The organism is Bradyrhizobium sp. 190, from assembly GCF_023073415.1.
Taxonomy (GTDB): domain Bacteria; phylum Pseudomonadota; class Alphaproteobacteria; order Rhizobiales; family Xanthobacteraceae; genus Bradyrhizobium.
The window spans coordinates 1-20431 of record NZ_JADPJL010000062.1 but is presented as its reverse complement, the minus strand read 5'-3'; the positions used below and the strand labels follow the sequence as shown (position 1 = coordinate 20431).

Here is a 20431-nt window from a genome sequence, read left to right as displayed (position 1 = left end):
AAACAACCCCATGCAAAGTAGAACCCGGCAACGACCTCGGCGTGTCGGCTTCAAAACCGCGTTACGATATCGGACAGCGCCGGACGCGGGCGGTCTTCGATCGGCTTCGCCGGCGTGCCGATATGGATGAAGCCGGCCAGCCTTTCGTCTGCCTTCAATCCAAGCCCGTCGAGCACGTCTCGGTCGAACGCGAACCAGCCGGTAAGCCAGTTGGCGCCATAGCCGAGCGCGGTGGCGGCGGTGACGATGTTCATCGCGCTGGCGCCCGCGGACAATTCCTGCTCCCACGCCGGCACCTTGGGATGTGGTTTGGTGAAACTAACCACGGCGATCACCAGCGGCGCGTCCATCAGCCGGCGTTTCTCGATCTCGATGTCGGCGGTGGGTGCAGCCGGATTCTTCTTTGCGAACACCTGCGCAATGACGTCGCCGGCCCGCGCCCTGGCGTCGCCCTCGAACACGATGAAGCGCCACGGCGTCAGCTTGCCGTGGTCCGGCACCCGCGCGCCGATGGTCAGGATGGTATCGAGTTCGCCCGCCGTGGGGCCGGGCCCGCTCATCTCGCGGGGCTTGACCGAGCGGCGGATCTTCAGGAGTTCAATGGCGTCGGGCACAAGGGTCTCTTTTGTCGGAAATGGCTGTGCCAGAGATAGTGGCACAGCCGGTCCAGCGGAAGCCGATTTAGACCGATTATGATCAGGCCGCGGCACGCGCCCGCTTCACATCCGGCGGCGTTGCTTCCTCGACTAGCGCGGCCAGCGCCTCGTCGGTCGGCATTACCTTCTGCCCATCGCTGCCGAGCCGGCGGATCGAGACTGAATGGGTCTCGGCTTCCTTCTTGCCGACGACGAGCAGGGCAGGGATTTTAGCCAGCGAGTGCTCGCGGACCTTGTAGTTGATCTTCTCGTTGCGCAGGTCGATCTCGACGCGCAGGCCGGCGCGCCGCGCGGCGGCCGCGACCACCTTGGCGTATTCGTCGCCTTCGGAGGTGATGGTCGTGACCACCACCTGGATCGGCGCCAGCCAGAGCGGAAAATTGCCGGCAAAGTGCTCGATCAGAATGCCGATGAAGCGCTCCATTGAGCCGCAGATCGCGCGGTGTACCATCACCGGGGTCTTCTTCGAGCCATCGGCATCGATGTAGAACGCGCCAAAGCGTTCCGGCAGGTTGAAGTCGACCTGTGTGGTGCCGCATTGCCAGTCGCGGCCGATGGCATCGCGCAGCACATATTCGAACTTCGGCCCGTAGAACGCGCCTTCGCCCGGGTTGATCTCCGTCTTGATGCGATTGCTGCCGCTGGCCTGAATTTCCGCGAGCACGGTCGCCATCACGCGCTCGGCGTGATCCCACATCTCGTCGGTGCCGACGCGCTTGTCGGGCTTGGTCGAGAGTTTTATCGTGAGTTCGCCCTCGAAGCCGAAATCGGCATAGGTCGACAGGATCAGATCGTTGATCTTCAGGCACTCGTCGGCAAGCTGCGCCTCGGTGCAGAAGACGTGCGCATCGTCTTGTGTAAAACCGCGCACGCGCATCAACCCGTGCATGGCGCCCGATGGCTCGTAGCGATGCACCACGCCGAACTCGGCAAGGCGCAAGGGAAGGTCGCGGTAGCTCTTCAAGCCATGCTTGAAGATTTGCACATGGCCCGGGCAGTTCATCGGCTTGAGCGCAAACCAGCGCTTGTCTTCGGCTTCGTCGCCGGCGGATTGGGCCGCGAACATGTTCTCGCGGTACCAGTCCCAATGGCCGGAAGTTTCCCACAACACCTTGTCGAGGATCTGCGGCGCGTTGACCTCGCTGTAATCGCCGGTCAGGCGGCGGCGCATATAGGCGATCAGCGCCTGGAACACCGTCCAGCCCTTCGGGTGCCAGAACACCACGCCGGGGCCTTCCTCCTGGAAGTGGAACAGGTCGAGCTCGCGGCCGAGCTTGCGGTGGTCGCGCTTCTCGGCTTCCTCGATCTGCTTGAGGTAAGCGTCGAGCTCTTCCTGCTTGGCAAACGCCGTGCCGTAGATGCGCGTCAGCATCGGGTTGTTGGAGTCGCCACGCCAATAGGCGCCCGCTACCTTCATCAGCTTGAAGGCATTGCCGACCTTACCGGTCGAAGACATATGCGGGCCGCGGCACAGATCGAACCAGTCGCCCTGGAAATAGATCTTGATCGGCTCGTCGCCGGGAATGGCGTCGACCAGTTCGACCTTGAAAGCCTCGCCCTTGTCGCGGAACACCTGTTTTGTCTTCTCGCGATCCCACACTTCCTTGGTGAAAGGCTTGTCGCGCGCGATGATCTCGCGCATCCGCTTTTCGATCGCAGCGAAATCTTCGGGCGTGAACGGTTCGTTGCGGAAGAAGTCATAATAGAATCCGTTCTCGATGACAGGTCCGATGGTGACCTGCGTGCCCGGCCACAGCGACTGCACCGCTTCGGCGAGCACATGTGCGCAGTCATGCCGAATCAGTTCCAGCGCGCGCGCGTCTTCGCGGTTGATGAGCTCGATCTTCGCATCGCCCGAGATCGGATCGTTGAGGTCGGCGACCACGCCGTCGAGCGCCATCGCCACCGTGCGCTTGGCGAGCGAGGGCGAGATGCCCTTGGCGATGTCGAGGCCGGTGATGTCCCTGGGGTATTCGCGTTTCGCGCCGTCCGGGAAGGTGAGGGTGATCTTTTCCAGGGGCTCGGCGGGTTTCAAATTGGCAAGGCCGAACTGGAATCCAGATGCAGGCGTATTCTGGTCAGGCATAGTCGTCTCCTAAAGCTCACTCCTGCGAACGAGCGCAGGTAAGCGGGAAGCAGCGGTATAGCAGGGGATTCGGCTCCTGCAATCGGGCAATATCGAGAAATTCAGGTCAAATCCTGCTTACAATCAATGGCCTTAAGTCCGATCGATCGAGCGCCACGCGAGGGGCGCCGCGACCAAGGGTTGCGGCGCCGACAGGCATTGTCTAGCTTTGGCCATTGCTGCCATTACCCTATTGATCACGCCGGTCATGATGCTCCGCCTTTTCCTTCTCGCAGCCCTGCTGCTGGTTCACGGCGAGGTGCGTGCCGAAACGCCGGCCGAAAAGGCTGGATTTGCACCGCGACTGACCATTTACAATGCCAAGGGCCCAGCCAATTCGTGCGGTCCGGGTTGCGATCGCTGGATCGCGGTCGAAGGCCAGGTCGATGAGGGCGCGGCGGCGCGCGTCAGCCGCTTCCTGCGCGACGTCAAGGACACCAGGCGGCCGATCTATTTTCATTCGCCGGGCGGGTCGGTCAGGCCGTCCTATGTCATCGCCCGCCTGCTGCGCAGCAGGAAGGCCGTCGCCCGGATCGGACGCACCATCGCAACCGCCTGCGTCGGCGGAACCCAGGTCGACGCGGCCTGCCTCAAGATCAAGACGGCCGGCGGGGAGGTTGAGGCCGAACTTACGACCCGTAACGCCATGTGCAATTCTGCCTGCGGCTATCTGTTTTTCGGCGCCACGACCCGCGAAGTCGCGCCCGATGCCGCGATCGCCGTACATAACTCCAGGCTCACGCTCGTCGCTCGTGGGCCATTCTCGGCGCAGCAGATTGCCGATTTCAAGCGACACAGCATGGCGAGGGCCGACCGCGAGCGCGCCGCCTTCGTCGTTTCCATGGGCATCAGCCGTGAGCTGGACGATCTCATCAAGACGGTAAAGTTCGAGAGCTTGCATGTCCTCACGCGCGCCGAACTCTATCGCTTCGGCATCGACCAGCGTCCGTTGCTTGAGACGGCTTGGACGCTTGAGGCTGCGTCGCGACCATACGTCCGCAAACTTGCCGCGGCAAAACAGGGCGATGGCGCATCGTTCCGAACAATGGAGTGGCGGCTGTTCTGCGAGAACAAGGATCGCGCCAGGCTGACATTCGTGCGGGAAGCCGATCAGGGCGCTGGCAGCATCAAGACGATGATGTTGATGGCGGGTTCGGACAAATCCGTCGCCTTTGGACGATATCCCGCGCGCGTCGGCAAATACGAAGTGTGGAGCGATGTCGTCGCGCCCGATGCAATGCAGGCGATGTTGGCGGCTTCCAGCCTGCAGATGGGCGAGGGTACGCTTGGCGCGGAAGGCAAGACCAAGCTCGCGACGTTCGACATCGATACGCTTGGCCTCGGGACGTCGTGGACGCAGCTCTTGACATCGTGCCCGGCAAACACCGCCCGGCCTGCAGCCACGTCTTCCAATCTCAATGCAGCTCCCGCGATTCCGGCGACTTCCGCAGCTCCCGCAATGCCGGCGAAGTGAGCGCAAGATGCGGAATCGATAACCGGACATGCATTTTCATGCCGTTGCATTAAAACTCGCAACTGCTACACGCGCCAAGTGAACCGCTTTGCGCCTACGGCACTCATGCTCGGCAATGTCGTCACCGGCTGCTCGGTGTTGGCGCCCGCGGGCATGTTGAGCGAACTGTCTTCCGGTCTCGATGTCTCTATCCGCACCGCGGGTCTTCTGATCACCTTCGGCGCGATCATGCTCTGCGTCGGCTCACCTGTTACCGCGTGGCTGACGTCCAGGATCGAGCGCCGCACCCTGCTCACGGCGACGCTCGCGGTGCTTGCGCTTACCAACTTCGCCTCCGCCTTCGCGCCTGACTACGCGAGTCTGCTCGCCATTCGCCTGGTGATGCTCGCGGTCGGCGCGCTTTACACGCCGCAGGCGGCTGGAACGGCCGGGCTGATCGTGCCGGAGCAAAAGCGCGGCAGCACCATCGCCTATATCTTCCTCGGCTGGTCGCTGGCGGCAGCGGTCGGTTTGCCGCTGATCACGTTCATCGCCAGTCGCTATGGCTGGCGCGCCGTCTATGGCAGCATCGGCCTGATCGGCTGCGTGAGCTTCCTCCTTCTGGCGTGGCGTCTGCCGCGCGGCCTGATGGGCGCGCCGGTCGACCTCAAGACATGGGCCGATATCGGCCGCAACCGGTTGATCGTGTTGTTGCTGTTGATCACCACGCTGCAGATGTCCGGTCAGTTCGTGGTGTTCACCTTCATGGGGCCGCTGCTGGCGAGGCTGACGGGGGCGGGGCCGGATGCGATCGGGCTGGTGTTCGCCGTCTACGGCGTGTGCGGCGTCATCGGCACCGCGATCGCAACGCGCATCGTCGATTCCTGGGGCGCATGGAAGACGTCGGTGCTGTTCACAGGTCTGTTGCTGACGGGCGTGGCCGGCTGGGCGCTCAGCGCCGGCATCTACCCGCTGATGGCCGTGTCCGTCGCGATCTGGGGCCTCGGCTTTGCCTCCACCAATTCGATGCAGCAGGTGCGGCTGGTCGGCGCGGCGCCTACGCTGGCATCCGCCTCGGTGTCGCTCAACACATCGGTGCTCTATGTCGGGCAGGCGGTGGGATCGGCGATCGGCGGCTTTCTGTATGCGCGCGATCTGTTCTACGCCGCGGGTTATGTAGCCGCGGCCTTCGTTGCGCTGGCGGTGGTGACGGTGATCCTGACTCGGCCGAAAAAGAGTCTTAGCGGAGCATGATCTTGAAGAGGCCGGTTATCGGCTTGCGTTGGGGGCGCTGGCGACCCGGGTCAAGGCGGGCGTTGCCGCCATCTTGACCAGCACGTCCTTGATCGGGTGCTCGGTCCAGGCCTGCGTTACGTAATCGCGGTGCGTGACGCCATTAGGCGTCTGCACGAACACGACGCTGCCGGGCCGCAACGGTCCGTCCATGCTCTCGGTGACTGTGATGCCCTTGTCGCGGAGCATCTGCATCAGCTCAAGGTCGCGCCGTTTGGTGTAGCGGGTGTAGGAGCTGACGAAGAAGCCGGTCCGGTTCTTCTCGATCCAGGACGCGAACTTCTCCATTTCACCGTAGACGGCGTCGAGCAGGAATACGCCGCGGACGCGGTTGGGGATGCCGCCGACCTCGAGGCTCCAGGCGGTCGGGAGGAAGCCACCGCTATAGCCGACAATCACGATCGGCAGGTTCGCGAACGCCTGGGCTGACTTCGGATCGCCATAGAGGCGGGCAAGGTGGCTCGCTGACTCATCAATGAAGTGCTTGAAGCCGCCCGGCTGCCAGAACTTGCCGGCGCTGGAGTCCGCGGCGTTGACAGCCATTTGCGGGGCGAGCAGCACGGCGTTGACGCCGGAATCCGAGATCTGCTGCGGCACCAATTGCCGGTCGCGCACGTCGCGCTCCAGCGTCGCGCCGTTGCCATGGAAGAACACCACGATCACGCCCGGCTTCCTGACATCGAACGTCTCGGGGACGTGCACGAGCACGCGGCTGTCGTTGTAGGTCTCGTCCTGCCAATAGACCTTGCCGCTGTAACTGCGATGGCCCTTGCGGTCGCCCTTGGAGATGTTGAGGAAGGGCTCTTCGGAGCGCGGATTGGTGCCGAAATAGGGGAAGGCCGAGGACTTCATGCTGACCAGCGTCGTCAGCTCTTCGCGCTCATTGCGAGGCAGGGTCAGCGTCGGTGTCAGTGAGGCAACCCTCACAGGTTCCGTGCGAACCGTGCGCGGCGGCTGTGGCGCGAGCGCAACCTGGCGCTGGACCTGTGGCAGGCTTTCATTGGCGGTCGGGAAACGGTCGGCGAATTGCGGCGTGGGGAAGCGGTCGTCGAACGTAACGATTGAAGTTTGGGATTTGGCGGGCCGGGATTTTGCGCCTTCCGTGTTCGCCGCCAGCATTCCGGCGCTCGGCGCCTTGCCGCACTGAACCAGGACAAAGGATAGCGGCCCGATCAGCGCAGCCAGCGCAAACCAGTGCCATCGTAGCGGCAGGGCGCGCCGCGGCACAGCCGACGATGTCGGCCGGCCGCGACCAATTGTCTGGAATTTCGGATCAGCTCCGACCATCCACCCCAATGTCCCAAGATCACCGTCAACCGAGGTTAAGCTCGCACGCGCTTAGACGACGTTAAGCGTCCGGAAAAACTCCCCACGTCCGGAAGCCCCGAGGGGACCATGCAATCGTGTCGCGATTGTGGGACCGTCACGATGTTTTCTCAATCCAGTAGTGGCACGGGAAAAGTGACGGTATTATAAAACCTATTCGTGTCTCAATTTAAACCCTTGTAAACATTGCTTGAATTGAAGGGCGTCAGCCTGCACGATGCAGCTCTCGGCTGCGGGCGCTTGAAGGTGGGGTCCGAGATGGCGGCATCAGAAACGGGAAGCCCGGCTTGGCGCGGCGCGCACGCCGGCAGCGGCTCCAGCGTTTCGTTCCTGGTGGCGGTTGCCATCGTCGTGGCCGACATGGTCGGGGTCGGCGTCTTCACCAGCCTCGGCTTTCAGGTCAAGGACATTCCCTCCGGCTTTTCGATCGTGTTGCTGTGGACGATAGGCGGCATCGTCGCGTTGTGCGGGGTGTTTTCCTACGGTGAACTCGGCGCGATGTTTCCCCGCTCGAGCGGCGAGTACAACTTCCTCGGCCGGGCCTATCACCCGGCCTTCGGTTTTGTGGCGGGCTGGGTGTCGGCGACTGTCGGATTCGCCGCACCGGTTGCGCTGGCTGCCATGGCATTCGGCGAGTACGGCAAGTCGGTGCTGCCGGATGCGCCGCCGCTGGCGCTTGCGGTCGGTGTGGTGTGGCTGGTGTCGCTGGTTCAACTCACCGGTGTCAGGCACTCCTCGACCTTTCAACTGATCGCGACCATCCTGAAAGTATTGCTGATCATAGCCTTCCTGGTCTGCGGCTTCGTGATCGGCTCCGGGCAGCCGGTGTCATTCGCGCCAACAGCTTCCGACTTCACGCATGTCGTCAGCGCGCCGTTCGCGATCAGCCTCGTATTCGTGATGTATTCGTTCTCGGGGTGGAACGCGGCGACCTACATCATTGGCGAGGTGAGGTTGCCCGAGCGCAACGTGCCGCGGGCGATGCTGACCGGAACGCTGATCGTGCTCGTATTGTATGTCGCGCTCAACGCGGTGTTCCTGCACACCGCGCCGATCGACAAACTGGCCGGGCAACTCGACGTCGCCCGCATTTCCGGCAGCTACATCTTCGGCGAATTCGGCGGCCGCATCGTCGGCGCGATGATCTGCTTCGGGCTGATCTCATCGATCAGTGCGATGATGTGGATCGGGCCACGCGTCATGATGACGATGGGCGAGGACATTCCGGTGCTGAGGCCGTTCGCCCGAAGGTCGACCGGTGGTGCGCCGGCTTACGCCATTCTGTTTCAGCTTGCAGTCGCGAGCCTCTTGCTGTTCACGCGCAGCTTCGAGGCGGTGCTCGAATTCATCCAGTTCGCGCTATTGTTCTGCTCGTTCTTTACTGTGCTCGGCGTGATCAAGCTTCGCATCACGCATCCTGACCTGCCGCGGCCCTACCGCGCGTGGGGATACCCGGTAACCCCGGTGGTTTTCCTGATCGTGACCGGTTTCATGATGTACTATCTTTTGACGGAACAGCCGTTGCGCTCGTTTCTTAGTCTTTTGATCATGTTTTCAGGTCTCTTGATTTACGCCGTCTTCCGCAAGCGGGCAGATCAAGTCCCGGCGGTCGCAGCGGGTCGCGAATGAACATGCTGCAATCTCTGAGAATGGCGACGCTTGGTGCCGTGATGCTGTTTGCGGCGGCGCTTCCTGTTCATGCCCAAACTGCATCCGCTGACGATACCGCGAAATTTCTGGCGGGCATGATGCCATCGGCGGATTCGCCGCTCGCGCCGCTCACCAATGACCCGGCCTGGCAACGCCACGCCAAATTCTTCGACACCGCGTTCGAGAAACTCGAGCAGCGCCAAATATCGCGGATCCGCGCCTGGGCGGATACCAATCTGGCGGCGCCCAAGCCGACCATGTTCTACATGTTCTCAGGCCCGGACTTTCTCTATGCGAACGCGTTCCATTCCAAGGCGTCGACCTACGTGCTGAGTGCGCTCGAGCCGGTCGGCTCGGTGCCGGACCTATCGAGACTGCCGCGCGGCGGCATGGCGTCGGCGCTCTACAATGTCGAGCGCTCGCTGGGTTCGATCCTGAGTTTCAGTTTCTTCATTACCAAGCAGATGAAGACCGATCTGCAGGCGGGCCAGATCAGCGGCACCTTGCCGATCCTCTACGTCTTCCTGGCACGCTCGGGCATGACCGTCAGAAGCGTCAGTCCGATCTCGCTGGACGACCAGGGCGCGGCGTATTTCGCAGGCGAGAATGCCGGATCGAATGCCGTGCGCGGCGTCCGCATCACGTTCGTCGGCAGCGACGGTCAGGAAAAGACGCTGTATTATTTCTCGACCGATCTTTCCAATTCCGGTGTGAAGGCGAGCGGCTTCCTGAAATTCTGCGAGACGCTCGCGCCCGCCAACAGCCTGATCAAGAGCGCGTCCTATCTCCTGCATTCCGGCAACTTCACCACCGTGCGCAACTTCCTGCTCAACAACAGCGCCACCATCATCCAGGACGATTCCGGAATTCCGCTGGCCTATTACAGCACGAAGAAATGGCGCCTGTTCCCGTTCGGCCGCTATCTCGGACCGATCGACGAATTCCAGGGGCGCTACCAGGAGTCATATGCTGCACTCTTCCGCCGCGCGCAGCCGATCGATTTCGGCATCGGCTATCGCTGGCGCACGCCTGAAACGAATGTGCTGCTCTCGGTGAGATTGCCCGACGATGGATCGCCCGCTATCGACGCCACGGCGTCGACGGAGGCGCCGCCGCCACCGCCGCGTCCGCGCAGGCCGCGGCCGCCGGCGGATATCGGACCGCAGCCGAGAGGCGGGGGGTTCTTTCCGCAGCCGCAAGGCGGCGGGTTCTTCTTCTGGCGGTAGTGCGAACTCAATTCGTGAAGGCTGATGCGCGTCAGGGGCCGTTGACGCCGCGCCAGCGTCCGTAGCGCCACGGCAGATACCATCGCGCGCCTGGAGGTGTCGTGAGCGGCACGTTGTCGATGCCGGATGTGCCCCAGGGGTGACACCGCAGGATCCGCGCCAGCGTCATCCATCCGCCGCCCCACAGGCCGAAGCGTTCGATCGCTTCGTCGCTATACACCGAACATGTCGGAAGATGCCGGCAGTTGTAGCCGACCAGCAGTGACAGCGAATGCCGATAGATCCAGATCAGTGCGCGCCCCGCGTTGCGCGGCAGACGACGGACAGTGCTGGCACAATCCGTGCATTGTTTTCGAGGTGACGATGAATGACCTGCGGGCACCATGCTGAACTATGTACGTACTTTTGCGGGTGTTCCAAAGCAAGGAACTTAAGCCGTGCAGATATTTACGCCACAGTTTGGAATTATCGCACCGCAAAACACCGGGGCACGCCAAGGTATTATGGACGACACACGTCAGTACAGTTACCGTTTCAGCAACGCTTCGATAACAGAATCATGCCGCGTTGAAGTGGGGCCGTTGCCATCGCTCCCTGAGGGGGCTTGGGGGAAGGAACCAAATTGAGGTTTGTGACGTCGCTGAAATTTCGCGGCTGGGCGCTCCTCGGCGCCACCGCCTTCTGTCTCGCACTGCCTGGCGCGATCACGACGCTGGGCAACTTGGCGTACGCCGGCGGCACTCTCGAAGAACGCAAGCAGCCGATGCATTTCAAGTGGAATGCCTGCCAGCCGGATTGCAGGGGCTGGGTTTCGGCAGTCGGCATCGTCACATCGGATAGCCCGAGGGAGTTCGACGAATTCGCCAAGGGTCGCCAGCTCGCCGGCGCGACCATCGTGCTGGATTCCAGCGGCGGCTCGGTCAATGATTCCATCGCACTTGGCCGCCGGTTCCGCAGTCTCGGCGCGCTGACCACGGTCGGCACCACCGTGCGCACGCAGGGCGAACGCGCGAGCGTGGCGCCGGAAGCCTATTGCGAGTCGATGTGCGTGTTCCTGCTTCTCTCAGGCAAAACCCGCTATGTCCCGCCGGTCGCGCGTGTCCGCGTGCACCAGATCTGGATGGGCGATCGCGCCGACGATGCCAAGGCCGCGAGCTACACCGCGCAGGACCTGATGATCGTGCAGCGCGACATTGGCCGCCTCACGAAATACACCTTCGACATGGGCGGCACCGGCGATCTGCTGTCGCTCGCACTCAGCGTCCCGCCGTGGGAAGATCTGCACGAATTGTCGCGCGTTGAATTGCGCCTGGCCAATCTCGTCACGACCGATGCGGTCGCCGATGTGTTCCCGCAGGACAATGCATCGGTGCCGATGGCCGAGGCGAAGCCTGCCAAGCCGCAGGATCGCTTCATCAGTTCCACCGTCGGGGGCGACGCGCAGCCGCAGCCGGGCAGGTCCACCAAGACCGCCGAAGCCGCGGCTCCGACCGGCGGCTCAGCGACCGCGCCGACTCAGCCGCAGAAGTAATCTGCATCTGCCCAGATAATGGTCATTATCCGCGAAAGCGGATGATCCAGTGCGCCGCGGCGCTTGTGATCGAACGAGAATTCCCGGCGTACTGGATACCCCGCATTCGCGGGGTATGACGACGGTATGCGGGGCTCGCCCCTTAGGCCGACGCCGGCTGCTTTGCCCGGGCCTCGATCTGGCCGATGGCGTCGACCACCGCGTCGAAGGTCAGCATGGTCGAGGCGTGGCGGGCCTTGTAGTCGCGCACCGGTTCAAGCAGGCCGATGTCGGCCCATTTGCCTTGCGGGGGACCGCCGTCTTCCTTCAGCATCTTGCGGACGGTTTCTCGCAGTTCACGTAACTCGCCAGCCGTCGAGCCGACCACATGGCTTGCCATGATCGAGGAGGAGGCTTGGCCGAGTGCACAGGCCTTCACGTCGTGGGCGAAGTCGGTGACCACGGGCCCGTCCATCTTGAGATCGACCTTGACCGTCGAACCGCACAGTTTGGAGTGGGCGGTGGCGCTGGCGTGGGGGTCGGGGAGGCGGCCGAGGCGGGGGATATTGCCCGCCAGTTCGATGATCCGCTTGTTGTAGATGTCATTCAGCATGAGAATCGGTGTCCCGGGCGGCAGTCCGAGCGCCCTTGGCGGCTGGGTTTCATCGTCCTATATATGGACGGGAACGGCCGAAAAACAGCCCGGCCTTTCGCCGAGGCGTGCCGAAATGGAAACCAATTCGCCCGCCAACGTATTGTGATGGGACTCAGGCGCCCGGCGGCAAAACCGCCCCGTCTGCCCGGTGACACTCCGGTCTTTCGGACCGGTCGAACGGAGAAGACATGGACGCATTGATCAAATCCCTCCGCCCAGGCAAGGCGCCTGACTTGAAGCCTTCCGAAGTGAAATCGCCCGATGTGGCCCCGGAAACTCGTCCGGCCGAGCTCGATCCGGCCGAATTCCTGGCCGCCGCCGTTCGCGCCGACCTGCCGCGCCCGTCGCGTGGGGAGGCCGAGCAGGCCGTGCTGACGCTGCTCAGCTATATCGGCGAGAACCCCGGCCGCGAGGGCCTGCTGGATACGCCGCGCCGGGTGGTCGAAGCCTTCGACGAACTCTATCAGGGCTACCACCAGTGTCCCGCCGAGGTGCTGGACCGCACCTTTGGCGAAACCGCCGGCTATGACGATTTCGTGCTGGTCCGCGACATCGAATTCACCTCGCAATGCGAGCATCACATGATGCCGTTCTACGGCAGGGCGCATATCGCCTATACGCCGGTCGAGCGGGTGGTGGGATTGTCGAAGCTGGCGCGCCTGACGGATATCTTCGCCCGCCGCCTGCAGACCCAGGAGCACCTGACCGCCCAGATCGCGGCCGCCATCGACGAGGTTTTGAAACCCCGCGGCGTTGCCGTGCTGATCGAGGCGGAGCATACCTGCATGTCGGTGCGCGGCGTCGCCAAGCATGGCGCGATGACGTTCACCAGCCGGTTCACCGGCATGTTCCGCGACAATCCGGCGGAGCAGCAGCGTTTCCTGTCCCTGGTGCGAGGACCGAACCGGTAACCTCGCTTGAATTTTGGCGAGGTCTGTCGTGTCCACCTCAAAACATGATCACGATCGCGAAGAAGGGCTGGATTTCCAGCCCAATTTCGACGCGTCCGGGCTCGTGACCTGTGTCGCGACCGATGCCGCCACCGGCGACGTGCTGATGGTCGCGCACATGAATGACGAGGCGCTGCGCAAGACGATCGCGAGCGGCGAGGCCTGGTATTTCAGCCGTTCACGCAATGCGTTGTGGCGAAAAGGTGAGACGTCGGGTCAGACCCAGCGCGTGGTCGAGATGCGTCTGGATTGTGATCAGGACGCGGTCTGGATCAGGGTCGAGCAGATCGGCGCCGCCTGTCACACCGGCCGGCGCTCGTGCTTCTACCGAAAGGTCGACGGCGATACGCGATTGTCGTTCGTTGACGCCGACCGCCTGTTCGATCCAAAGGCGGTCTACCGCGAATAGCTCGGGATTGTCTGGCCGAACGCTCGGTTATGTCAGCAGCTCGGCGATCATGCGGGCTGCACGTCTTGCCCCATCGGCCTCGACTGGATCGGGCTTACCCGACCTCGACAAAGCCAGCATCATCGCATCGGCAATCATGTCCGGCGTGGAGGCGGCGAAATCCATTTGAATGCCTGCGCCATAGCGGCGGAGGCGATGAGCGACATGAAAGGTCTGCTCAAAATGGTTTCGCAACGGAAAATAGACGAACGGCGTGCCGGCGGCAGCAAGTTCCATGCAGGTGGTGAGCCCGCCTTGCACCAGCGCAAGATCGCAGGCCGCGAGATGGCGATCGAGATTGGCGACGAAGGCCCGCACCTCGACGCCGTCAGGTGCTGCCAGTGACGCCGCATCGATGCGTGGGCCGGCGACCACGATCATGCGCAGCTCGGCAAGCTTCGCCTTTACGATGGGATAGGCCTGAAGGATACGTCGGATCAGGTGCGCACCGATGCCTGAGCCGCCGACGGTAACAATGCAGATCCGCTCGTCGTCGCGGTAACCCAGCCTTTCGCGAAGCGATTGCCTGTCGCCGAAAGTCTGGGGATGCTCGCCGATAACGTAGCCGGCAAAATCGAAATGCTTCGGTATCCAGTCGCGCATCAGAGGCAGATCTGCGCCGAACGACAGGGGGACGATGTCTTCAGGTGCGCCGACGAAAATCGAGCGATCGCGCACGCCCGGGTGTTGCTCTATGTGCTCGATCATCTCCGCATTGTAATCGGCCGTCAGCAGCGCTTCCCGTTCCCCGCCGGCCGGCATCGGCACGTAACCGACAAAGTCTGTCAGCCAGGCGAGCTTTGCCTTCTTCAGTTCGGGGTGCTCGTGCCAGTAGTGGTCGATGTCCCAGGCTTCGTCCGCGATCACCAGGTCATAGGCGCCTTGCTCGACTGCGTCCTGGAAGATCATGAAGTTCTTGATCAGCACTTCATCCATGCGGCGAAGCGCCTGAAAGCAGTGCAACTCATGCTCGCCGCTTTCGAGCTCGATATGCCGCGTCTCGCTGGCAAGTCGGGCGCTAAGCGGATGGACATGTTCGTTGTTGGATTCGAGCAGGCGTGTGACGGGGTCCTGTGCCAGCCAGTCCACTTTCAGGTCAGGATGGAGCTTTCGCAGTTCGCACGCGACGGCAATATCGCGACGGCCATGGCCGAGACCGATCGGAGACGAAAGATAGAGGGCGCGTTTCTCGCGTATCGTGCGTGGTAATGGCGCACGCGCAGGCGTGATGATGCCCAGCCGTCGATCGATGAAGTCGTTGATCAGGGTGTTCGCCTTTGCCGGATACCGCCCGAGAGGGTTATGGCCACCGCCGCTGATCGTGACGAACTCCGAGCCGCTCACCTCGGCGTGCGCGGCCTCCGCGCGCCCGTGGGGCTGGATCTGGTCGTTGTCGCCGTGGATGAACAGCATCGGACAGCGAATCTTGCGGTACATCTCTTCGCTGACGTCGAAGCGGGGTGGAATGTTGCGCGCTTCCACCGTATTGATCAGCGTCGGCCCGCTGGTCTCGACGGCCCAGCCGATTCCGTCTTCGATCTGCTTGGTTGAATGCGGCTCGCTGCAGATGTTGCGAATGAAGAACTCCGCGAAGTCAGGATAGTTCTTCAGCCAGTAATCGCGGTTGTACTTGTCCCAGCCTTCGTAACTTTCCCGCTCCGCCGAAAAGTGCGAGGCGGCCAACCTTGCGTAGGGTGGAGGTCCGATGGTTGTGACCGTACCGACAACAATCGCCGCTCTGACGCGCTCGGGATGATACGCCGCGAGGATGGAGGCGAGCAGGCCGCCGAACGAAAGTCCGACCAGGATCGGCTGGCCGACGTCGAGAGCATCCATGACGGCGAGTGCGTCGGCCACATAATTGTCCAGCGTGTAGGCGGCGACATCCTTCGGCCGGTCGGATTTGCCATTGCCTCGGCCGTCATAGGTGATGCAGCGGAAGCGCTCGCTGAAATAGGGTAGCTGGGCCTTGTAAATTCGGGAGTGGACGATGCTCCAGGGCGGGATGAACAGCATGGTTTCAGGCGCGTCGCCGTAGATTTCGTAGGCGAGATTCACGCCGTCGCGGGTAACGAAACCCGCGCTGTCCGGCAATTTTGCGCGCATGGCGTCACCTCTTGTCTGACGAGGATCCTTCCGCAATCCGGATGAGATCGCCGACGCGACGAAGCGACGCTCGTATCGGCGAGCCTTTCTTCTCGAGGCCGAGCAGGAACAGGCTTTCGCCCCCTATAAAGCTGGCGGCGGCGATCGCGCCGGCTTCCTCCGCCGAGAACGGGCCGAGGGGACCGATCTTCTGTTCAGCCGCCCGTGCCAGGCCGACGATCAGATCGACCCAACCCATGATGCCGGCGCGGATCACCTTGGCTACTTCCGCGTCATGCCAGCTCACGGCGATCAGTTCCTGCAGCACCCGCACGTAGCCTGAGGCAATGTCTTCATCCAGGTAGTCGCAGGCGCGGTCCCACTGCTCGGACAGTTTTAGGGATGGGTCTCCGAACAATTTGTTCTGCCGGTCCAGAAGTTGGACATTGAGATATTCGAACAGCTGGAGGACCAGGTTCTGCTTGGACCCGAAGTGATAATGAATCTGGCTCAAGGGCACAGCTGCCTCTGCCGCGACTTCACGGGTCGACAGTCCGGCATAGCCGGCGCGACGCAACACCTTCTTGGCAGCTTCGAGCAAGCTGGTGCTGGTTTCGATCTTCTTCACTGCCGCGCGCGCCATGGTGCCTCGTGATGTGATGGAAGTACGCCAAGACGCTACATGAAACCCGGTCGAAATGGCCAGGCTCGCCGTTTCACCCTCCGCCCGTCGGAAGACCGATGCCCGGCACCAAGCCGGGCACCGTGGAAACAGCTAGTGCATGTCACCCTACCTTCGCCTTATGTCGTGGCAGCGGGATCAGCATCGACACCTGTTGCCGGTAGCGTCGGTACTGGTCGCCGAACAGCGCTATCAGGTCGCGCTCCTCCAGCCATATGCCGATCAGAATGTAGCCGGTGGTGGCGATGGCGAACACCAGATGACCAACCGTCATCGTCGGCGTCGCCCAGAACGCGAGCAAGAAGCCGAGGTAGATCGGATGCCGAACGACCTTGTAAAACATTGGCGTTTTGAACTCTGCCGGAGGCAACTCGCGCCCGAGAAGGCGCGCCAGCACCTGGCGCAAGCCGAACAGTTCGAAATGGTTGATCATGAAGGTGCTGGCGAGGACCACCGTCCAGCCGATCCAGGAAATCGTCTCCAGGAAAATTGTCGCAACCGGATCGGTCGCCGACCAGACGATGCCTGTCATCGGCCGCCACTGCCAGTAGAGCAGGAGCAATGCGAGGCTGGCAAACAGCACGAACGTCGTGCGTTCAACCGACGGCGGCACGAGGCGGGTCCACCAGCGCTTGAAAGCTGGCCGCGCCATCACGCTGTGCTGGACGGCGAACAGGCCGAGCAGGAGGACGTTGATGAGCAGGGATGGAATGAACGGCCCCGGCTGGCCGCTGTCGATGGTTTTGGGTACCGGCAGGTTGCCCACGAAGGCAATCGCATAGAGGAAGGTGGCGAGAAACAACAGGTAGGTAACGGTGCCATAGAGCATCGCAACCAGGCCGCCGGCGGTAGTCTTTGCAGAGGGGGGATTGATGGCGTGATCACTCATGAGTTGATCCTGTTTCTGAAAAGTTGAAGAGATGCCCTTTCAATGTTCGTCGTCGGGGAACCCGTGCCCTAGCGTTTCTCTGTGGTTCCCGCGGCTTACGGTCGCCCAATATTAGGTCGGTCGATCGACCGAAATAGTTCAAGGCCGGTGCGGCTTTTTTTTGACGAGGAGCGCCCTTAACGGGCTATTAACCATAATTGCGGCAGTCTCGACCGCGTATAGGCGCTGATTGCCAGGGCCTTGAGAGGCCGCGCGGTCGTTTCGCGAGGAGCGGGCACCAGAGACATGTCGGTCGACACAACAAGCGCCACGGCTGCGGCAGGTGTCGATCCCACGCGCGCGAGAATCGCGGGCTCGATCAAGCAGGCCGCGTCGACCACCGGCGCCAGCTTCGAATATCTGCTCGCCACCGCGAAAATGGAATCCAATTTCAACCCGAAGGCCGCCGCCACCACCTCATCGGCGCGCGGGCTGTTTCAATTCATCGACCAGACCTGGCTCGGCACCGTGAAGGAAGCGGGCGCCCATCTCGGTTACGGAAAATATGCCGACGCCATCACCAAAAATCCTTCCGGCAGCTATTCGGTCAACGACCCCGACGCGCGGGCGGCGATCATGAAACTGCGCGACGACCCGGATGCCGCCTCGTCGATGGCGGCGGTGCTGACGCAGTCCAACAGTTTCAGATTGACCGGCAAGATCGGCCGCCGCCCGACCGACGCCGAACTCTATATGGCGCATTTCATGGGCGTCGGCGGCGCCGGCAAGCTGATCCAGAACGCCGAGGACAATCCGAACGCTTCTGCCGCGCGGATGTTTCCGAACGCGGCGGCGGCCAACCAGTCGATCTTCTATGATCGCTCGGGGCAGGCACGCAGCGTCTCGCAGGTCTATTCGGTGCTGAACACGCGCTACGCCGCCGCCGCTGACTCGCCGGTGACGCGAACCGCCATGGCGGCTGCCGGCGGCGATCTGCCGAGGCGCGTCACGGTCGCGAGCAACGCCGCGCCGGCGGCGGCAGCGATCGACAACGCGGCCTATCTGTCGAGCTTCCCGGATCAGCGCGCGGTGACGCCGGTTGCAGCAACGTCGCAGACCGCCGCGGCATCATCGGAGCCGATCTTCCGCTCGCTGTTCCAGGCCGGCGAACGCACGCAGCCGATTTCGCCGGCGGTGCAGGAATTGTGGGGCAGCAATTCGTCGCTAACCTCAGCGAGCACCGTCTTGTCCGAACATAAGCCCGAGGTTCGCGCACCCGGCCGGCTCGATCTCTTCAGCGACCGCAACGGCACGTTCAGCAGCTAAGCGAGGCTGCTGTCTCCGGCGCAGCGTTGCCAATTTCACCTGCAACCCGCCAGAGGATCCGGTTCGGAGATTTGTTACCGCCGCGCTTCATGCCACTGCACAACGGTGTTCGCGACTGCATAGCCGCAGATCAGAAGCAACAGCACAGCAATGACGGAATTGTCGGCGAGGTAGGCCACCGCGGCGAAGCCGGCGAAAGCAACGATCGATAGTGCCGCGGAAACCCCGAACCGCCGTCGAATTTCCAGGGGTATCGACCGATTGAACAGCACGTACATCATGTAATAGCGCGACGAAAGATCATCGGTGAATTGCAGTGGAAAGTATCTGCGCGCGCTCATTTCTGCACGCACCCCTATCCATGCAGACACCAGCAACAATGCGCCGCTGAACACCGCCAGCAAACTAATCACGCTGTAAACCTCCGGGCTCACTCGTGCCACCCGATCGCGCCAATAATCGCCCAAACGACAACTGACTTCATCCAGCGCATTCTGATTACTCCGTGAACGCTGCAAATTTCCAGAAAAGCGGGACCGGTAGATTCATACACTGCGCCCCGAATGCTGTGCAGAGAACGCTAAGTTAGGAGGCGGTGCCTCCGACCTTCCCCGCACCCTTAACAAAACGTCAATGAAACCAGCCGTTTATGGTGAACCCTTTGTTAAGTGTCATGGTTTATTTTTTCTAATAGTGGCACCGCGTCACGGTGTCGTCTCACGTTGCGTAAGCCAGGACCATGATCGTTCGGCAGTTCATAAGTTGGATTCGTACCGCTCCGGCAGGCGAGCGGGCAGAGGCGACGCGGGCTTTGGCGCGGGCCTGGTTGATTTCAGATCTTTCCGAGGACGATCGCATCGCCGCCGAAGGCGCGCTGCTGATGCTGCTCGACGATCCATCGCCGTTGGTCCGCCAGGCCATGGCGGAAGTATTTTCGCGCAGCCCGGACGCGCCGGCCGCGATCGTGCAGGCGCTCTCGCTGGACCAGCCCTCGATCGCGCTGCCGGTGCTCGAACATTCGCCGCTTCTGATCGATGCCGACCTCGTCGACATCGTCGCGACAGGCAACAGCGACATGCAATGCGCCATCGCTCGCCGCATCAATTTGCCGCCCTCGGTTTCCGCCGCGATTGCCGAAGTCGGCTCGGCGGCCGCAGCGCTCGAACTGATCGAGAATGCCTACGCTGAACTCGCGCCGTTTTCCTGGGATCGCATCGTCGAACGTCACGGCCATCTCGCCGCGATCAGGGAATCGATGCTGGTGCTGGAAGGCTTGCCCGCCGCCACCCGCGTCGCGCTGGTCGCCAAACTCACCGATACACTGGCGCAATTCGTCGTCGCGCGTAACTGGCTGAGCGCCGACCGGGCAGGGCGGCTTGCGAGCGAAGCGCGAGAACGCTCGACCGTGAACATCGCGGCGCGATCGCGGGGCGATGACATGCAGGGTCTGGTGCGGCACCTGCGCGCGACAGGGCAATTGAATGCCGGCCTGATCCTGCGTGCGCTGTTGTCGGGCAATATCGAACTGTTCGAGTCCTCGCTGGCCGAACTGGCCGATCTGCCGCTCGCCCGCGTGACCGCGCTGCTGCATGACCGCGGTGGCGCCAGTGTTCAAGCGCTCCTGATCCGCGCCGGCCTTCCCGAATCGACTTTCGCGGCGTTTCGTGTGGCGCTCGAGGTCAGCCATGAAACCGGCTATGTCGATACGATTGGAGGCGCGGCGAGACTGCGCCGCCGCATGGTCGAGCGCGTGCTGACCCATTGCGAGACCGACCGCAAGGCCGCCGAGCCGCTAATGATCCTGCTGCGGCGCTTCGCGACCGAGTCCGCGCGCGAAGAAGCCCGCATGTTCTGCGAGGAACTGGTCGCCGACGAAGCATTCGTGCCGCCCGAGCGCGATCTGATCGCGGCGTAAATCCGAAGATTTCGTAGGGTGGGCAAAGCGAAGCGTGCCCACCATCTTCCTCACGTAGTGCGAGACCGTGTGGTGGGCACGGCGCAAGTGCGCCTTTGCCACCCTACGAAGCTGCAACAATACACTCGGTGTCGTCCCTGCGAACGCAGGGAGATGGACTCACGTTTGAAGTGCAACGGTTGATTTGAGGAGAGAGAATGCCTCGGCTGGGGTTTTGAAGTCGAGGCATTTTCGCGGCGTCTCATTGTAAGTTCGGACGATGC

General features: G+C 62.4%; 18 protein-coding genes. 9 read left to right on the top strand and 9 right to left on the bottom strand.

The window, feature by feature from the left end:
* Positions 1-50: 50 nt before the first annotated feature.
* Both IVB22_RS29335 and thrS read right to left on the bottom strand, forming a co-directional pair.
* Positions 51-614, bottom strand: coding sequence for a nitroreductase (locus IVB22_RS29335; RefSeq protein WP_247520651.1), 564 nt, complete (start codon positions 612-614; stop codon positions 51-53).
* Positions 615-696: 82 nt separating this feature from the next.
* On the bottom strand, positions 697-2742 hold the full coding sequence (gene thrS, locus IVB22_RS29330; RefSeq protein WP_247520650.1) for a threonine--tRNA ligase: 2046 nt from the start codon (positions 2740-2742) through the stop codon (positions 697-699).
* Between the two features lie 247 nt (positions 2743-2989).
* On the opposite strand from thrS, the gene IVB22_RS29325 reads away from it, so the two are divergent.
* Entirely contained in the window at positions 2990-4255 is a 1266-nt protein-coding gene (locus IVB22_RS29325) for a hypothetical protein (RefSeq protein ID WP_247520649.1), read from the top strand.
* A gap of 105 nt (positions 4256-4360) precedes the next feature.
* Complete coding sequence (locus tag IVB22_RS29320) at positions 4361-5488, top strand: MFS transporter (protein WP_247520957.1); 1128 nt, start codon at positions 4361-4363, stop codon at positions 5486-5488.
* 15 nt (positions 5489-5503) lie between these two features.
* Here IVB22_RS29320 and IVB22_RS29315 read toward each other — a convergent pair whose 3' ends face one another.
* Complete coding sequence (locus IVB22_RS29315; protein ID WP_247520648.1) at positions 5504-6814, bottom strand: alpha/beta hydrolase; 1311 nt, start codon at positions 6812-6814, stop codon at positions 5504-5506.
* 297 nt (positions 6815-7111) lie between these two features.
* Here IVB22_RS29315 and IVB22_RS29310 point away from each other — a divergent pair, with 297 nt between their 5' ends.
* On the top strand, positions 7112-8482 hold the full coding sequence (locus IVB22_RS29310; RefSeq protein WP_247520647.1) for an APC family permease: 1371 nt from the start codon (positions 7112-7114) through the stop codon (positions 8480-8482).
* Between the two features lie 2 nt (positions 8483-8484).
* Positions 8485-9729, top strand: coding sequence for a hypothetical protein (locus tag IVB22_RS29305; RefSeq protein ID WP_247520646.1), 1245 nt, complete (start codon positions 8485-8487; stop codon positions 9727-9729).
* Positions 9730-9760: 31 nt separating this feature from the next.
* On the opposite strand, the gene yidD is transcribed toward IVB22_RS29305, so the two are convergent.
* Positions 9761-10114 carry a membrane protein insertion efficiency factor YidD gene (gene yidD, locus IVB22_RS29300; protein ID WP_247520645.1) on the bottom strand — a complete coding sequence of 118 codons (354 nt, stop codon included), beginning with the start codon at positions 10112-10114 and terminating at the stop codon, positions 9761-9763.
* A 237-nt stretch (positions 10115-10351) separates the two neighbouring features.
* Between yidD and IVB22_RS29295 the strand changes: the two genes are divergently transcribed.
* A complete protein-coding gene (locus IVB22_RS29295) occupies positions 10352-11260 on the top strand; it encodes a hypothetical protein (protein WP_247520644.1) in 909 nt (302 codons plus the stop codon).
* A 142-nt stretch (positions 11261-11402) separates the two neighbouring features.
* Here IVB22_RS29295 and IVB22_RS29290 read toward each other — a convergent pair whose 3' ends face one another.
* Positions 11403-11852, bottom strand: coding sequence for an iron-sulfur cluster assembly scaffold protein (locus IVB22_RS29290; RefSeq protein WP_247520643.1), 450 nt, complete (start codon positions 11850-11852; stop codon positions 11403-11405).
* A 230-nt stretch (positions 11853-12082) separates the two neighbouring features.
* On the opposite strand from IVB22_RS29290, the gene folE reads away from it, so the two are divergent.
* Positions 12083-12805 (top strand): GTP cyclohydrolase I FolE, encoded by a 723-nt coding sequence (folE, locus tag IVB22_RS29285; protein ID WP_247520642.1) that lies wholly within the window; start codon positions 12083-12085, stop codon positions 12803-12805.
* Positions 12806-12833: 28 nt separating this feature from the next.
* On the top strand, positions 12834-13253 hold the full coding sequence (gene hisI / locus IVB22_RS29280) for a phosphoribosyl-AMP cyclohydrolase (RefSeq protein ID WP_247520641.1): 420 nt from the start codon (positions 12834-12836) through the stop codon (positions 13251-13253).
* A gap of 27 nt (positions 13254-13280) precedes the next feature.
* On the opposite strand, the gene IVB22_RS29275 is transcribed toward hisI, so the two are convergent.
* From IVB22_RS29275 to mddA, 3 genes are all read right to left on the bottom strand, one after another.
* A complete protein-coding gene (locus IVB22_RS29275) occupies positions 13281-15398 on the bottom strand; it encodes an alpha/beta hydrolase (RefSeq protein WP_247520640.1) in 2118 nt (705 codons plus the stop codon).
* Between the two features lie 4 nt (positions 15399-15402).
* On the bottom strand, positions 15403-16020 hold the full coding sequence (locus IVB22_RS29270) for a TetR/AcrR family transcriptional regulator (RefSeq protein ID WP_247520639.1): 618 nt from the start codon (positions 16018-16020) through the stop codon (positions 15403-15405).
* Between the two features lie 142 nt (positions 16021-16162).
* A complete protein-coding gene (gene mddA / locus IVB22_RS29265; protein WP_247520638.1) occupies positions 16163-16948 on the bottom strand; it encodes a methanethiol S-methyltransferase in 786 nt (261 codons plus the stop codon).
* A 285-nt stretch (positions 16949-17233) separates the two neighbouring features.
* Between mddA and IVB22_RS29260 the strand changes: the two genes are divergently transcribed.
* Positions 17234-18253, top strand: coding sequence for a transglycosylase SLT domain-containing protein (locus IVB22_RS29260; RefSeq protein ID WP_247520637.1), 1020 nt, complete (start codon positions 17234-17236; stop codon positions 18251-18253).
* Positions 18254-18327: 74 nt separating this feature from the next.
* On the opposite strand, the gene IVB22_RS29255 is transcribed toward IVB22_RS29260, so the two are convergent.
* On the bottom strand, positions 18328-18687 hold the full coding sequence (locus IVB22_RS29255) for a hypothetical protein (RefSeq protein ID WP_247520636.1): 360 nt from the start codon (positions 18685-18687) through the stop codon (positions 18328-18330).
* Positions 18688-18992: 305 nt separating this feature from the next.
* Here IVB22_RS29255 and IVB22_RS29250 point away from each other — a divergent pair, with 305 nt between their 5' ends.
* Positions 18993-20168, top strand: a complete 1176-nt coding sequence (locus IVB22_RS29250) for a DUF2336 domain-containing protein (RefSeq protein WP_247520635.1) — start codon at positions 18993-18995, stop codon at positions 20166-20168.
* Positions 20169-20431: the final 263 nt, after the last annotated feature.